The following is a 17,881-nucleotide window of genomic DNA, read 5'->3' on the forward strand; positions in this document are numbered from 1 at the left end:
TCAAGAAGTGGAGGCGGCCTGTCGGGCGGCGAGCAGTGCTTTTTTCTGGGCGGGGGTCATGGCGGCGAGTTTGGCCCGGGCAGCCGCAACGCGATTAATTTGTGCCCCAGCCTGCGGTTCGGCCCGCAGGGCTTCTCCGAGTTTTGCCACGGTGGCGTGGGAGAAAAACAGGGTGACGGGTAGTTCCACCCGTAATGCGTCGCGAATGCGGGTCACGGCCCGCAGGGCCAGCAGCGAATTCCCCCCGTGCTGGAAGAAACGGTCATGGATACCGACGCGATCAAGCTGCAACACCTCGCCGAAAATCCCGGCGAGCAGTCGTTCCACGTCGTCACGCGGCGCGACAAATTCCGTGGCGGTCGATGTCAGGTCCGGCGCGGGCAGGGCGCGGCGATCGATCTTGCCCGCCGGAGTCTGGGGCCAGGAGTCCAGCACCACGAAGGCGTCCGGGATCATGTATCCGGGAAGTTGAGACGCGAGGAGCGCTCGAATCGAATCGATATCGATGATGGCGGCGGGGGCGCGCCGCAGGTAAGCGGTCAATCGGGGATATTCGGGTCGATCGCGGCGGAGCAGCACCAGCGCTTCATGAATGGGGGGGGCGGCGATCAGGGCGTGTTCGATCTCCCCGGTTTCGATGCGATGCCCCCGCAGTTTGATCTGGTTGTCCCGCCGCCCAAGGAAGGCGATGCGGCCGTTTGGCAACCATCGCCCGATGTCGCCCGTGCGGTAGATGCGGGCGGTGGCGTTGTCGGCAAAGGGATGGGGCACGAACGCCTGGGCGGTGAGATCGGGTCGGTGCCAATAACCCTCGGCCAGCCCCTGTCCCGCCACATAGATCTCTCCGTCCACGCCGATGGGCACCGGTTGCAAACGGGCGTCGAGCACATAGAGTTCCGTGCCGGCCAAAGGTATCCCGATGGGCACGCCCGTTGGGGAATCCAAGTCGGCGTTCGACTCCACAAACTCCATGGTGCTGCACACTGCGGCTTCGGTGGGTCCGTAGGCATTAATGTAGGTGAGATCACCGGCGTAGTGGCGGGCGTCGGCGGAGTTGGCTGGTTCACCGGCCGTGAGTAAAATTCGCAGCGGCAGCGGTGCGCGATCGAACGTGCGCACCAACGATGGAGGTAGCACGGCGAACGTAACTCTGTTTTCGCGCAGAAACTCAGGCAGCTGATGCGGGTCAGCCAGAATCTCGACCGGAGCGAAGATCAGCGCGGCTCCGGTCAGGAGGGTGCCGAGGATCTCGAACACCGAGGCATCGAATGAACAATTGGCGAACTGTAGCGTGCGATCTTCGGGACCGAGACCCAACTGATTAAGTTGGTTGCGGGCGGTATTCGCGTAGGCCCCGTGGCTGACCACCACGCCCTTGGGCTGGCCGGTGGATCCGGAGGTGTAGATCAGGTAGGCTCGATCCGTCGGACGAGGGAATGCCAGGGTCGATTCGATCACTGAATCCTCCTTGGCCTCGCTCCAGTCCAGGCGCGGCAGATGGGACGGGCAACGATCCACCAAGCGTGCTTCCGTGATGATCAGTTTTACACGTCCATCCGTCGTGAGAAATTCGATACGACTTGGCGGGAGCACGGGATCGAGCGGCAGGTAGATGCCCCCGGCTCGCATGACCGCCAACATACTGACCGGCAGGGCGGGGCCGCGTTCGACCATCACACCCACGACATCGCCGTCCTGCACTCCGCCGGCTCGCAGCCGCGTGGCGAGTAGCTCGACCCGAGTGTTCAGCTCTGCATAGGTCAGCTCTTGGTCGGGCGAAATCACCGCCGCCCGGTCGCGGTGGGTTTTGGCCGTGGTCGCAAACCAAGCGGGCAGGCTTTCGGTCGCAGGGGGGAGGGTTTCGCCGTGAGCGAAGGTCTGCCGGACTTGCTGATCCTCCGTCGGCTCCATGATTGGGAGAGCCGCGAGGGGCGTGTCCGGGGCGGAAAACATGGCGGCGGCCAACGTGCGCAAATGACTTCCCATGCGTTCCATGCGGTCGGAGCTGAACAGCTCCGGATTATAGGTCAGACCGCAAACCAGTCCGCTATTGTCTTCACTGAAGTCGAAACTCAGATCGCACTTCAGTGGAATTTGATCGTGAACCTGCGGGCTTACCCGGAGTCCTTTCAACTCGGGTTCCGGCGTATCGTGCGGCACGTATTGCACCGCGACGTCAAACAAAGGATGGCGGCTGAGATCACGTTCCAGTTGCAGATCGTCCACCAACTGGTCGAACGGGTAGGCTTGGTGGGCGAAGGCGCCTAGCGTCGTCTGCCGTATCTGGCGCAACAGCGCAGAGGTGTCGGCGTCGGGATCGATCCGATCGCGCAATACGACCGTGTTGATGAAAAATCCCACCGTGTGCTCCCACTCCGCCCGGTCGCGACCGGCCACGGGGGTTCCGACACTGAGGTCGCTCTGACCGGTGTAGCGATACAGCAGAGTTTTGATCAAGGCCACGATCGCCATGAACACGGTGCATTCCGCGGTTCGGGCGATCGATTGCAGATGGGCAAAGGTGGAGTTTGGAAAATGAATCGCGACGGATTTGCCCCGCGCCCCCATCACGGCGGGACGTGCAAAGTCAGTCGGTAGGGCGAGTGTTTCCCGTTCGCCGGTGAGCGTTTGATGCCAAAACTGTTTGCCTCGATGGCCGGAGGCGCCGGTCAACTCCCGGACCTGAGTGGCCGCATAGTGCCGGTAAGGAGTGACGGGAGGTAACGTGTCTAACGCGGAGAGGCCTTCGTTGTAGAGCGCCGCAATTTCCCGCATGATCAGTTCCATCGACCAACCGTCGCTGATAATGTGATGCATCACCAACATGACGAGGTGGTGATCGGAATTTATCCGCAGCGTGATGGCGCGAAAAAGTGGTCCCGTCGCCAACGCAAACGGTTCGGACGCGATAGTCGCCAGACATTGCGCGGCGGCGGCGGCGGCATCGGACCGCGCCGAAAAGTCCCGGGACTCGACGGCGAACTTTTCCGCCGGTCGCACGATGGCGTTGACCGCGTCTTGCGTGCCTTCGAATACGGTGCGCAAGGACTCGTGTCGGGCAACGATGGCGTTGATCGCAGTCTGGAATTTCGCGGCATCCAGTGCTCCGTGGCATTGCCAGGCTTCCGCGATGTTAAAGGCTGCCGTGCCCGGACGCATCTGTTCGATGATCCAAAGCCGACGTTGAGCGGGGGAAAGGCCCGAGAATTCGGCGGTGATGGCGACTGCCGGATTGTCCATCACGCCGGTTTGATCGAGCTGGGCCGCGAGGGCCTCGATCGTCGGTTGGGCGAAGAGATCCGCAATGGAAAGCCCGTGACCGATTTCCCGTCGGATACGAGCGATGATGCGCACCGCCTTCAGGCTGTGGCCGCCCAAATCGAAAAAGGAGTCGGTTACTCCGATTTGCTCAATGGCGAGGATCTCGCTCCAAATTTTCGCGAGGGCGGTCTCGGTCGGCGTGCGCGGGGCGATGCGATCCTTGCTCGGGGCCGCTGTTTCATTGGCTGGATCCGGCAGGGCCCGGCGGTCGATCTTACCGTGGGGAGTAAGCGGGAAGGCATCGAGCACCACCAAAACGGGAGGGACCATGTAGTCCGGCAACCGCCGTCGGAGGTGCTCGCGCAATGCGGTGGTGGTCGGTGATTCCGCGGGGCTTACCGTTGTGAAATAGGCGGCCAATCGCGCGTCCGCGGCGGCGTCGGTTTGGGCGATGACCAATGCTCCGGACACCGCGGGGTGGGCGGTCAGTGCTGCTTCGATCTCACCAAGTTCGATGCGGAACCCGCGCACTTTAACCTGATGATCGGCTCGTCCGAGATATTCCAATTCGCCCTCGGGTAACCAACGCGCTAGGTCGCCGGATTTATACAGACGGGCCCCCGGTTCGTTCGCAAACGGATCCGGAACGAAGCGCGCTGCGGTAAGTTCAGCTCGGTTGAGATAACCGCGCGCGACGCCGGCGCCACCGACATGGATTTCGCCAGTCACGCCGATCGGCGCCGGTTCGCCGTAGGGGTCGAGCACATACAGCGTTAGATCGGGAATGGCCTGGCCGATCACGCTGCGGTGGGCAGCGTGCAAGTCGGCACGGGAAAGCGGGCGGTAGGTCACGTGCACCGTGGTCTCGGTGATGCCATACATGTTGACCAGCTGCGGACTCGTGTCGCCGTGCCGTTCCCACCAACTGCGCAGACTGCCGATGTCGAGGGCTTCGCCGCCGAAAATCACGGTGCGCAACGCGAGGGCCGCTGGCTCCTTGGTGGCGACTTCGGCGGTGGCCAGCTGTCGGAATGCCGAGGGCGTTTGATTGAGGATGGTGACGCGTTCGGACGCCAGGAGTTCGAGGAACGCGTGGGGATCACGGCTCGTCAGGTGCGGCACCAGCACCAGCCGTCCGCCGTGGAGCAGGGCACCCCAAATCTCCCACACCGAAAAATCGAAGGCGTGCGAATGGAACAGGGTCCAAACATCGGTGGCATCGAAATGAAACCAAGGGTCGGTCGCATCGAACAGTCGCACCGCTTGCCGATGCGGGACGATGCAACCCTTGGGCGTGCCAGTGGATCCGGAAGTGTAGATGATGTAGGCGGCGTCACCGGCCTTCGCCACCGCATCAGGATTTGTCGATACCTTGCCGGTATAATCCAGTTCGTCGACAATGAGAACCCGGGCCGCGTTTTGGGGTAACGAGGACTGCAGGGAGGAATGGGTTAGAATGACTGGCACCTGCGCATCGCTAAGCATGAACGCGATCCGCTCCGGAGGATAAACGGGATCAACCGGGAGATAGGCGCCGCCTGCCTTGAGAATGCCCACCAGCCCCACGAGCAACTCGATGGAACGGTCCAGGTAAAGCGCGACGGGAGTTTCGCGAACTACGCCGGCCAGAGTAAGCTCGCGAGCCACTTGATTGGCGCGATGGTTGAGTTCAGCGTAGGTGACGTTGTCCCCCCCTGGCCACGTTAACGCGGTCGCGTCCGGCGAATGGCGCACTTGTTGTTCGAATCGCGTAATCAACGTGCCCGAACCGGATGGCCGCGGGGTCGTGGGATTGAATTCATGCAGCACGCGATCGCGTTCCGCCGGGGGCAAGAGATTGATTTGCGCGATCGGCCGGGTGCCAGCGGTCGGCAGCGCTTCGACGAGCATGCGAAAATGTTCGGCCATGCGATCGATCCGATCAGGAGCGTAGATGTCGGCGTTGTATTCTATGGCGCCCTTCAGGCGACCGCCGACCACCTTGAAATAGAATGTGATATCTACCTTACTGGTCGTCGACGGCTCCAGGAAGGAGCTCACCTGAATTCCCTCCATCGCCGCACCGGTCTCGTCCTGATTTTGCAGGGTGACCATCACATCGAACAACGGCGAACGGCTTTGATCCCGCGGGAGATCGAGTTCGTTCACGAGAAAATCGAAGGGGTAATCCTGGTGATCAAATGCCGCAGTGACCGTGTCCCGCACGTTGGCGAGCAGGGTGGCGACGTCGGCGTCCGGTTGCACGGTGGTGCGCAGGGCCAGAGTATTGATGTAGAATCCCACTTGATCGGCCAGATCAGGGTGGGTGCGACCGGCCATGGGGCTGCCGACGATCAGATCCGTCTGCCCCGTGTAGCGGTGTAACAGGAGTTTCACTACCGCGACCAATCCCATGAACGGGGTGGCTCCGCCGCGCCGACAGTATTCCAGCAATCCCTCGGTGGTGGCCGCCCCAAATTCAAACGTCAATTCCCGCCCCCGATGAGTCAGGGTAGCCGGACGAGGGAAGTCCGCCGGCAGGTCCAATACCGGAATATCGCCTCCGAGTTGACGTCGCCAAAAAGCGCTTTGAGGGACCAATGCGGGATCGTGCAGTCGTTCGTTCTGCCAGGCCGCGAAATCCCGGTAGTGCAGGGGTAAAGGAGCCAGTGGAGATGGCGCCCCCGCGGTGAAGGCCGAGTAAAGTTCGCCGAATTCTCGCAGCAGAATTCCAAAACTGGTGCCGTCGACCACGATGTGGTGCAGGGTGAGCAACAACACGTGCCGATCCGCCGCGAGCTTTACCAGTTCGAGGCGAAAGAGTGTCTCTCGCTCCAGGTCGAAGGGCGCCGCCGTCTGTTGTCGGGCCCGATCACGGGCGGCCGATTCTGGATCGGATTGACCGGAAACATCGGTCAGCGGCACCAAAACTTCGATGGATGGATGAATTATCTGACGAGGTTCTCCGTCGATGCAGATGAAGTTGGTGCGCAGTGCTTCATGGCGGGCGACGATGGCGGCGAACACGCGCTCGACCCGCGGACCGTCCAAGGTGCCGTGAAAGACCAGATGTAAGGGCACGTTGTAAGCGGTCGAGTCGCGTTGCATCTGCATGATGACCCAAAGGCGCCATTGCGCCTGGGACAGCGCGTAGTGCGGGGCATCGGCTAGTCGGGGAATCGGGGCGTTCAAACCAACAGCGGCGGTTTGCAAACGTTCGATCAAAGCGGCGCGATGACGCTTGATTTCTGCCGCGAGCTCTGGAGTCAGGACCCCTTTGGGTGCCCGGTAGCGCAATTTATCCTGGTCTTCGACGCGGAGCTGGATGCCGACTGCCCTGAGACGGGCGAGTAGTGATGCGATGGCCTCGCTCATAAATCACCTTCCTCCTCGTCGTCGGCCAACGAGTCGGGGACGTTGCGGCGAAGGGACTGCACCCGGGCGGCGAGACCGCTCACGGTGGGACGGTCAAAAATACTACTCAGTGGGAGTTTGACGGCCAAAGCAGACTGGATGCGCGCCATGACCTGAGCGGCAAGCAGGGAGTCTCCCCGCAGCGCGAAAAAATCGTCGTCGATTCCCACGGGTTTGACGCCGAGCAACTCTTCCCAAATCGCCGCGATGGTGCGCTCGATATCATTCGTCGGAGTGGTTGAATGGCTCGCATCCGGTGCGACGGGCATGACCCGGGCGGGAGGGGAAACTTCCTTTGGAGACGATACCTCGGGCAGGCCGAGAATCGCGGCCCGCGATCGTCCGGCGGGAGGGAGCTCTCGCGCGGCGGCCAACAAGGCGGCGGGATCGCCGGGCAGCAGCACGACTTTGCCAATATGACGCGCCCGAGCCATATAGTCGAAGGCCGGCGCGGCGTCTGCCAGCGGAAACGTTTTGTGCGGTAAAGCTGGATACGTTCCGTCGGCAAAGTGGGCACAGACCTCGTGCCAAATTGTTTCAAACTCGGGCAGGTCCGGCCCTACATCGATGACGATGAAGGAAATGATGCGCGCAAAGGGCGCGAGGTCGAGCGAGCTGCCGCCGAGTAGATCGCGTTTGCCGAGTTCGATAAAGCGCCCGCGCGGGGCCACGAGGTCCAAGCTGGCCCGCAGGAAGTCGCCGCCGAGGGAATTGAGCACCACGTCGACGCCGCGTCCGTCCGTTAATTGTTGCACTTCGGCGGCAAACGCGAGTGAGCGAGAATCCATGACGTGAACCACCCCGAGATCGCGCAGAAAATTCCGTTTCGCGTCGGACCCGGCGGTGGCGAAAACCTCGGCTCCGAGATGCCGCGCGATGTGCACGGCCGCCAAACCCACGCCGCCCGCCGCCGCGTGGATCAACACCTTTTCACCGCGGCGGAGTCGCCCTTGGGTGACGAGAGCGTAGTGGGCGGTGGCATAGGCTCCGGGCAACGTGACGGCGGCGGCCGGACTCAGCCCGGACGGACGGGGGCTGATCGCGCCTGTCGGAACCGTGACGTAGCTGGCGAAACAACCGTTGGCGTAGGCGATCACTTCATCGCCGACCGCAACCCCTGCCACTTGCGCGCCCACCCGAACCACGCGACCCGCGCATTCGAGACCGAAGCGGTGCTCCAGTTCCGGCGTCGTCGGCAACATGCCGTTGGCGTATAACACCTCAATGAAGTTGAGTCCGGCCGCGGCGATTTCGATTTCGACCTCGCCGTTTCCGGGGGGCACGCGGTGCGCGGGCACGACGTTCCATGGTGCAGCGGAGCTGCCCGGTCGAATCACCAATCGGGCTTGATCGGCCGGGGTGGCTTTGGCCGGTTCGGCCCGGCGTCGCAGACGATACCCCTCGACCTCGACGAGCAGGTGGTCTTGTTCGTCCCACAACGTGGCGGCGAGTTCCAAACCGTCGTCGGTGCGCGTGACGACGCGCACTTCGCTGCGGAAGCGGACCGGCAGCGGACGATGCACGACGAGGCGGCGGTAGCAAAACGGCAGACTGTCGGGCAAACCGTGTCGCAGCGTGATGAACCCGATGGCCATGTCGAACAGTGCGGGATGAAGGGCGTAGTCCGGCAGATCGGAGACGTAGGCCTCCGGAAGCGCGATCTCAGCCACTCCGGCGCCGGTGTCGTCAAAGGCCACGCTTTTCAGGCAGTGCCAGCGGGGGCCGAAGCGCACGGCTTCCGCCGTGGGCGGCTCGGCCACGAATTTATCCATCGGAAACTTAATGGCGGTGGCAGCGGGCGTATTCGCGACGCGGATATCGCCGCGCGTGTGTTCCATCCAGGCATCATCGGCGAGGCGGCTCAGCACGATGAAGGACGTGCCGTGCAGCACCACCTGCACTTCGCGGGGTTGGTTGTCCGCCCATGTCAGGGGCGACAGAAAATAGACTTCGCTCAGCTCTACGGCCGTCGCTCCGGTCTGTTCCATGAACGCCGCTCGCGCCAATTCGAGGAACCCGGTGCCCGGCAGGAGCGCGAGGCCGTCAAGCCGGTGTTCATCCACCACCCAATGTTGAGCGGGGTCGAGACGAACGTTGAAACACACCCGACCGGCTTCGTCCTCGTGGCGTGATTTGAATAAAGGGTGTAGCGGAGTGGTGGGTAGCTCCACTGGCGTGGGCGAGATGAGCAGGTGACGATGAGGCGCTCCGCACTCCAGCACGTGACGCCACAACGAGGCACCAATACGGTTCCAGCCGTGGGACAGAATCTCGGTGCGCACGGCGTCCTTTTGGACTCGAGGCAGTGCGTCATGGTCCATCATGCCGAGCTCCTGCCAAACGCCCCAACCGATCGACAAGGTGGGGGTTCCGGTTTTCTGATAGTGCTCAAGCGCGAACGCGTCCAAAAATGCGTTCGCGGTTGCGTAATCCACCTGTCCGGGCTCGGGGGCGACGCTGGCGAGTGACGAACAAAGGATGAAGAAATCGAGCGATTCGTGCGCGAAAACTCGAGCGAGGTTGCGCGTGCCGGTCACCTTGGGCGCGAGGGTGGTGGCGATGTCGTCGGCGTGACGGCCTCGTATCAAACCCTGACCGTAGACCCCGGCGGTGTGAATCACGCCCCGAATGGGACCGAACTGCGTGCGGACTGCGTCGACCACGTTTTCCAGTGCAGCGAGATCGGTTACATCTCCGGTGCGAGCGAGCACGGTGCCGCCGAGAGATTCCAATTCGGCGACGAATGCCACCTGCTCCGGACCGTCAATGTGGCGACCGAGCAGGATGACATGGGCTTGGAGTTCGCGCACGAGTTCGCGGGCGAAAACCCGGCCCATGGAACCGAACCCTCCGGTGATCAGGTAAACCCCGCCCGCTCGGCGCACGAAACCGCTGTTGGTATCCGGCTGCACCGGCCGCACGGTCGTCGATAACGCTTCCCCCGCAGCCAATACATGGCGGGTGGTGATTTGCGGATACTCCCGGCGGATGGTGCGCAGGGCGCCCAATAGCATCAGTTGTTCGGGCGATTCATCGGTGCGCAGTTCGAGCGTTTGATCGGTGCCGTCCGCCCCCAACTGCCGGGCGAGAGCGATCAGCGCGGGCAACCCGTCCGCCCCGTCGCACGCATGGGTTGCGTTGGTCGAGGTTACCGCCGTTCGGCGCTGAGTTTCGACGGCATAAAACCAATTCGAAACGTCGACCGGGGGAGTCGTCGGGTTCTCCGCCAACAGCAGGGCGTAGTCGGTCGTGGTGCGGGCCTCCTTCGTGCGGGGGAACACCGCGATCGACTCAAAATCGAAACCACGTAGCACGCTTTCCCAACCCGCCGCGGATAAAAGGGGAGTGAGGGGACGAATCTCCGTATCGGCGAAATACCACCAGCCCTCGGCCAAACCCCATACCAGATCGACCCAACATTCACTGCGGACCTTTTCCACGATGCCGAAACACCCGCCAGGGGCGAGCAATGTGCGCAGCTGTCTCAGGGTTTCCCGGAGGCGGGGCGTGGCGTGCACCACATCGAGTCCCACGATGAAATCAAATTCACCGGCGTTGAAACCTTGCGCCACCGGGTCGCGAGAGATGTCGAGCACGGCGAAGGACAGGAAATCCAATCCGGCGGCGGTGGCCTTGCGCTCGGCTTTGGCCACGAACGCCCGGCTCAAGTCCGTCGCCACGTAGTCGACGCCGCGATCCTTGAGCGCTGGTGCCAGTTCACCAGCGAGCAAACCGTCGCCGATGCCTACTTCCAAAATGCGGAGCGGTTTGCCGGGAGGTTGGGTGGCCAACTTTCCTTCGATCGCGTGACGCAGCAGTTGCAGATAAACCCGTTTGTCGGTGTGCGGTGCGTTTTCGCTCGCCGTCGATTCGAGCAATTCGGCGCTTCCTTCCGGATAGAGCACCGTGATCGCGGGCACGTCCCCGCTGAGTGCTTCAGCATAGTGGGCGGTGCAGTGTTCGACCAATCGCACGATGCCCTGAAACTCCGGAAATCGGGTGCGCAGGTCGTCGCTCGAAACGGGATCGGCCGCGATCCGCTGCCAGCGTAGAGCTTCGTCGGCGAGACGATCGAGATAGCCTTCGCTCACCAGCAGGTTGAGCAGAAAGTCCAGGCACTTCTCAAACGCAGGTGCGATCCGCAGGGCTCGGGCGATTTCGGTGCGCGTGGTCGATTGCCCCAAGGTCAGCGGCGGCAATGCGGAACTGATGTAGCGGAAAACCTGCGCCGCGCACCACGGGGTCACGGCGGCGGAAAAGGCGGGGTAGGCGGGGTGGGCCACCAAGGCTGGATCAGCGCGTAATTTGGTTTCAAGCGCTTCCAGGGTCCCCGTCATGCGCGCCAGATGGAAATCAGTCGTCGCACTCGTTTTAGCGGGAGCTTCGATCCAGTGGCGTTCGCGTTCGAACGGATAGGTCGGCAGAACCAAACGTTGGCGGGATTGATCGGAAAACCACGCCGGCCAGTTTACTTGGGCCCCGGCGCACCACATCGACCCCAACGTGGAGAGCAAATGCGTGTAATCGTCCGTGGTTTCAGCCGCGTGCCGCGTCGACGTGAGCACGCGGGTGGAGTCAACGGATTTGAGGCAACGCTTCACCATCGAGGCGAGACCGCGGCCGGGGCCGACCTCGAGCCAGAGTGGATGGCGCGTCGACGTGGCGGCGGTGTTAACCGCCGCCGCGAATCGCACGGGCTCGCGCACATGACGCGTCCAGTAGGCGGGGTCGATGGCGTCGGCAGCCGTCATATCCTGACCGGTGACGCCCGAAATGATGCGGCGCTGCGGGGGATGCAAAGTGACTGTTCTCACCCGCGCCGCGAACGTTGTCAGCATCGGCTCCATCATCGCGGAATGAAAGGCGTGCGACGTATCCAGTCGGGTGGTGGCGACGCCTTGGGCGGTGAAGGAGGAGGCGAGCCGATCGATGGTTTCGGTTGCACCTGACAGAACGCAGGAATCGGGCGCGTTGACCGCTGCAAGATCCACCGCCTGGTCCCGGGCCTGGTCCCGGGCCTGGTCCATGGCGGCCTCGGCCGAAAGTCCGACCGCGAGCATGGCGCCCGCCGATTGCGCCGCCATCAACGCCCCGCGAGCCGTCACGAGTTTTAAGGCATCCTCCAAAGTAAAGACCCCCGCCACGCATGCCGCCACATACTCGCCCAAACTGTGCCCGATCATGACGGCGGGTTCGCCACCCCGGCTCAACCAGAGTTGTGCGAGCGCGTAGTCGGCGACGAACACGATCGGCTGGGCCAGCGCGGTGTCGCGCAGTCGTTCGGCGGCGAGCGGAGCGTCCGGAGTCAGGATCTCGCGGAGATCGCATCCCAGTGGTTCGCGGAGCAAGTCAGCGCATTGGTCGATGGTGTCGCGCACCACCGGTTCGGCGGCATAGAGGCCCGCGAGCATGCCGACGTAGGGAGAACCTTGGCCGGAGAATATCCAAACCTGGGGGGGAGGGGCCGAGGAGGCTGTCTGGGGCTGGGCGGCGCGGAGCTGACGGACCGCTTCCGCCGAGCCATGGGCTGTGATGGCGGTGCGGTGGGTGAATGCGCGCCGACCTTGCGCCAGCGTGTAGGCCACATCAGCCAGATTGACGGAGGAGTTGTCCTCCAGCCAGACCGCCAGGTTTTCCCGGGCGCGATCCAGGGCGGTCGCGGTGGTGGCGGACAGCACGAGCAATTGCGCGCCGCGGGCGGGACTCGAAGGGGATGGCTCCGGCGCCTCCGCCACCACCACGTGAGCATTGGTCCCACCGATGCCAAACGAACTGACTCCGGCAATCCGGCGGCGGCCGGCCGGGACCGTCCACGGGCCGAGACTCGCGTTGACGCGAAACGGAGTATTGGGGAAATCGATACGAGAATTGGGGGTCGAGAAATGCAGGCTGGCAGGCAGTTCGCGGTGTTGCAGAGCGAGAATGGTCTTGGCGAGGCCCGCCAATCCCGCCGCCTCATCGAGGTGTCCGAAATTGGTTTTTACCGAACCCAGGGCGCAGGCTCCGGTCGGGACTCCTTCGAAGGCTTCGCACAAAGCGGCGACCTCGATGGGGTCGCCGAGGGGAGTGCCCGTGCCGTGGGCTTCGACGTAGGAAATCTCGGTGGGATCAACCTCGGCGACCGCCTGGGCCTCGGCGATGACCTGACTTTGCCCTGTGATACTGGGAGCCGTGAATCCGGCTTTGTCGGCCCCATCGTTGTTGACGGCGGAACCGCGGATCACGGCGTGGATCGGGTCGCCGTCGGCGATCGCGTCGGCCAAACGCCGTAGCACGACGATGCCACAGCCGTTGCCGCTGACAGTGCCGCTCGCATCGGTATCAAAGGCGCGGCAGTGCCCGTCGGAGGAACCAATGCCGCCTTCGGTGTAGAGGTAGCCCTGTTCCTGGGGCACTTGCACGGAAACACCGCCGGCCAGCGCCATGTCGCAGTGATGATCCAAGAGGCTCTGGCAGGCGAGGTGAGTGGCGACAAGCGACGTCGAACAGGCCGTGTTGACGTTGATGCTCGGTCCGCGCAAATCGAGTTTGTAGGACGTGCGGGTCGGCACGAAGTCCTTGTTGTTGCCCAGCAACAGAGCCATCTCCCCCGCGGATTCAACGACGTCGCGATTGGGCAACAAATTGCGCAACAGGTATGTGCTCATGCCGGCGCCGGCAAAGACGCCCACGGGACCAGAGACGCGGGTGGAATCATAGCCGGCTCTTTCCAGGGCAGTCCAAGCCAGTTCCAAAAATACGCGGTGTTGCGGGTCGGTCAGCGCGGCCTCGCGTGGGGTCATGCCAAAAAAGGCGGCGTCAAACTGATCGGCGTCCGCCAACACGCCGTTGGACCGCACATAGGCGGGATTGGCAATCATGGCCGGGTCCACCCCGGCGGCGCGCAAAGCGTCGTCGGACAGCGCGGTCAATGACTCGCGACCGGCGCGCAGATTGTCCCAGAATGCTTCCACGCTGTTGGCTCCGGGGAATCGAACCGCGAGGCCGATGACCGCGATGGCGTCAGGGAGTTCGTCGGGAGGTGTGCTCATTGGGAAGGGCCTCCGGATCGGCGACGCTGGCGGGCGGCCTGCTGCCGTTGGGCGCGCTCACGAGCGGACGTAGTAGCAGTGGTAGGAGACGCGCCGTTGGGGCCGGCGACCGGCGATGGCTCGCGCAGCGCGGCGGCCAGGGAAATCACGCTGGCATGCTTGAACATCAGGGTAACCGGGAACTCTCTTTGCAACGCGGTCCGCAGTTGTTTGTGGACCTGCACAATTAATAGTGAGTGGCCGCCGAGATCGAAGAAGTTGTCCTGGCGACCGATCGTATCGGTGCCCAAAGCGGTGGCCCAGAGTCCGCCAATGGTGGCTTCGAGTTCGTCGACGAATTCACCGTTTTCTTCCGTGAGTGATGCGGGGATGGGGCTGGTCGGTTCCGGTAAGGCGGTGCGGTCGACCTTACCGTTGGCCGTCAGGGGAAAGGTATCCAGGGGCACGAAGGTGCTCGGCACCATGTAGTCGGGGAGGCGGGAGCGGAGGTGCTCCCGCAGCTCGGCCGCCGTCGGGATGGCGGCATCGGCGGCCCGTGTGAAATAGGCCAGGAGGCGAACGGCATCCACGGAGTCCGGGCGGGCGATGACCACGGCTCCGGTGAGGTCAGCATGGGCGGTAAGGGCGGATTCGATTTCACCGAGTTCGATGCGGAATCCGCGGATCTTGATCTGGTGGTCGGCGCGGCCGAGATATTCGAGATCACCGTCGGGCAACCAGCGGGCGAGATCGCCGGATTTATAGAGGCGGGCACCGGGAGTGGAATCAAACGGATGAGCGATGAACCGTTCGGCGGTAAGTTCGGGGCGGTGGAGGTAACCGCGGGCCACGCCCGATCCACCGACATGTATCTCACCCACCACGCCGATGGGGACCGGCTCACCGTAGGGATCGAGTAAATACAATGAGAGATCCGGAATGGCTTCTCCGATCACGCTCCGATGCGCGGTGTCGAGATCAGTCACACCAAGCGGACGGTAGGTGACGTGCACGGTGGTCTCGGTGATGCCATACATGTTGATCAAACGCGGGGCGTTGTCGGCGTGTCGTTCCCACCATCCCCGCAGGCTGCCGATGTCGAGGGCTTCACCACCAAAAATCACGGTGCGCAGGGCCAGAGGCGCGGCGTCCGGTGCGGCGGACGCGTCGGCGGCGGAGAGTTGCCGAAAGGCTGAAGGGGTCTGATTGAGCACGGTGACACGTTCCCGCCGCAGGAGCTCCAGAAACGCTTCGGGATCGCGGCTGGTGGTCTGCGGCACGATGACCAGGCGACCGCCATGGAGCAAGGCCCCCCAGATTTCCCAGACTGAGAAGTCGAAGGCATGGGAGTGAAAGAGCGTCCAAACGTCGTCGCGATTGAAATGGAACCAGTGATCCGTCGCATCGAACAATCGCACCGCCTGATGGTGGGGGATGATGCAACCCTTCGGTGTGCCCGTGGACCCCGACGTATAGATGATGTAGGCGGCCTGATTCGGTTCGATGGGGTCGAGGGTGGCGTCAGCGCTTTCACCGTTGTCAACAGCCGGGTCGAGCTCGGGGGAGTCGAGCGCGATGACTTCAGCATCGATCGCGGAGAGGCGTTCCTGCAGCAACGTGCTGGTGAGGATTATCGGGGCACGGGCATCGCTGAGCATGAACGCGACCCGATCGGCTGGATAAACCGGATCGATCGGCAGATAGGCGCCACCAGCCTTGAGGATGGCTACCAGCCCCACGAGCAGATCGATCCCGCGTTCGAGAAACAGTCCCACTGGAACTTCCGCGCGCACGCCGGCGGTGCGCAGCCGGGCGGCGAGGTGCCGCGCGCGTCGATTGAGCTCGGCGTAGGTGACGGATTCACCGGCGGGCATTGTCAGGGCGATGCGATCCGGGGAGTGGGCGACTTGGGATTCGAACCGGGCCACGAGCGTGGACGGGGCGGGAAGATCCGGTGGGGTGGGATTGAACTCCTGCAGAATACGACGACGTTCCGCGGCTGGCAGCAGACGCAGCCGGGCGATGGATTGCGTGGGGTCGTTGGCGATACTCTCCAGCAGTGTGGTGAGCTGACCGATGAAACGAATGATGCGGTCTTCGGTGAAGAGATCGGTGTTGAATCCGATGGAGCTCTCCAGACGGCCTTCGGTTTCGGCGAAATTGAACTGCAGATCGAACTTGCTGCCCCCTACGTCGTCGAGGAATGGTGCGATCTTCACGTCATCGATACGCAGCTCGTAGGGATCGACGTTTTGCATCACGACCACGACGTCGAAAAGCGGTGAGCGGCTGACATCGCGTTCGAGGGAGAGTTCGTCCACAATACGATCGAACGGGTAGTCCTGATGTTCGAAGGCACCGGTGATGGTATCACGCACGTGGGCCAGCAGGGTTGTGAAGGAGTCAGCAGGATCGAGCCGAGCCCGCAACGGCAGTGTGTTAATGTAGAAACCGATCTGGTCCTCCAGGTCAGGATGATTCCGGCCGGCGATGGGCGTGCCGACGATGAGATCAGTTTGGCCGGTGTGACGGTGCAAAAAAGTCTGCACTGCGGCGGTCAGCAACATGAAGAGTGATGCCCGGTGCTGGCGGGCGAGCTCACCAAGGACCGCCGTGGTGGTGGGTGGCACCGTGAAATTGAGGGTGCGGCCGCGATAGGTCTTAACCGGAGGGCGCGGGTGGTCGGTGGCGAGTGCCAGCACCGGCAGTTTTCCGGCCAATTGATCGTGCCAGAATTGGCGTTGCGTCGCCATGCCTGCGGATGCGAGGCGCGCCTGATGCCAGACCGCATAGTCGCGGTGTTGGATGGCGAGCGGTTTGAGTGCCAATGGCTTGCCGGTGGCGAGACTTTCGTAGCGCCGCATGAACTCGTGCACCAACACGCCCATGCTCCAGTCGTCGGAGATGATGTGATGGATGTTGAACAAGACCGCGTGTCGATCGGGTGCGAGGCGCAGCAGGGTGAGCCGAGCGAGGGGACCGGTGGCGAAATCGAACGGTGTCAGGGCATCGGTGAGCGCGATTTCGCGGGCGGCGGTTTCCGGATTCGTCGCGGCGGCGAGATCCATGAACGAAAACCCGCCCAAGGGTCGTGGATGCACTTTTTGGCGCGGCTGACCATTGATCTCGGGCAACGTCGTGCGCAGCGATTCGTGACGGTGAGCGAGACCGGCGAAGGCATTGGCGAGTGCGGTCTGATCAATGGGACCGGTGAGTTCCAGCGACACCGGCATATTGTAGGCGACCAGAGCTCCTTCCATTTGGGCGAGCACCCACAGACGGGTTTGCGCGTGGGAGAGGGGGTAGTCCGGCGCCTCGGGCGTGCGCGGCAACGGCGTGTGCTCGCTCTGTCGCCGCCCGGCAACCACCGTGGCGAGCTCTCGAATGGTCGGTTGATTGAACATCTCGCGCAGGGCGACTTCGACCCCGAATTCCTGCCGGATGCGGCTCACCACTTGGGTGGCCTTGAGACTGTGACCGCCGATCTCGAAGAAATTGGCCGTGACCCCGACACGTTCCATGCCGAGCACGGTGGCCCAGATGGTGGCAAGTTTGGACTCGGTCGGACCGGCGGGAGCGACGTAGTCTTCCGCGGCGGTGGAGTGCGTCCGTTCGGGGATGGGTAGGGATTGCCGGTCGATCTTGCCGTTAGGAAGTTGGGGGAAGGCTTCGAGCACCACGAAATCCGCCGGAATCATGTGACCGGGCAGACGGTCGCGCAGGAAACTGCGCAGCGTGGGCACGAGGAAGCGGGCGAGCTTTTCGTGGAGCGGGTGATTGGCGTAGGTTCGCCACGGCAGTGTTTGGGCAGGGGGTGGAAAAAGGTCGATCGGGGGCAGCGAGGCGGCATCGCCGCGACGGAAAATGGCGTCGAACGAGCCATCAGCGCCATACTGGGCCAGGTCGACGATCAGCCCGAGATCTTTACCGAGGGTGAGCAGGTCCTCCGGCTCCAGTCCGGCGAGAACGCTGGCGTCCAACTCTGCGCGGAAGGCGGCGACGGAGGCTTTGGCGGGCGCGGATTCCAGCCACGCGAGAGTCTGCAGTTCCCGCTGCACCCGCCGGTTGGCGATGTGGCGAAGATGCAACGTGGTGGGGGCGGTCTCCGTTGTCAGCACGTCGGCCAGGTCGTCGAGGGAGAGCGGTCGATCCGGCCAATCAACGACGGCAGTGTCGGGGGGCATCGGCGTCGCCTCGCACCCGCCGATGTGTAGGGT

General features: G+C 63.2%; 3 protein-coding genes (1 of these 3 cut by a window edge). All 3 read right to left on the reverse strand.

What is annotated here, in order from left to right; all coding sequences use genetic code 11:
- Tightly spaced (each overlapping or abutting the next), the 3 genes in view from PXH66_RS02440 to PXH66_RS02450 form a layout consistent with a single transcriptional unit that may run on beyond the window.
- Positions 1 to 6,615 carry an amino acid adenylation domain-containing protein gene (locus PXH66_RS02440; protein WP_330930236.1) on the reverse strand — a complete coding sequence of 2,205 codons (6,615 nt, stop codon included), beginning with the start codon at positions 6,613 to 6,615 and terminating at the stop codon, positions 1 to 3.
- Positions 6,612 to 13,685 (reverse strand): SDR family NAD(P)-dependent oxidoreductase, encoded by a 7,074-nt coding sequence (locus PXH66_RS02445; RefSeq protein ID WP_330930237.1) that lies wholly within the window; start codon positions 13,683 to 13,685, stop codon positions 6,612 to 6,614. The genes PXH66_RS02440 and PXH66_RS02445 overlap by 4 nt, the downstream gene beginning before the upstream one ends.
- Positions 13,682 to 17,881: the 3' portion of an amino acid adenylation domain-containing protein gene (locus tag PXH66_RS02450; RefSeq protein WP_330930238.1), read on the reverse strand. Its footprint extends 6,723 nt past the window's final position; 4,200 of the gene's 10,923 nt are visible here — the last part of the coding sequence; its start codon lies off the right edge, out of view; the stop codon is at positions 13,682 to 13,684. The genes PXH66_RS02445 and PXH66_RS02450 overlap by 4 nt, the downstream gene beginning before the upstream one ends.

The organism is Synoicihabitans lomoniglobus (assembly GCF_029023725.1).
Classification (GTDB): Bacteria; Verrucomicrobiota; Verrucomicrobiia; order Opitutales; family Opitutaceae; genus Actomonas; species Actomonas lomonigloba.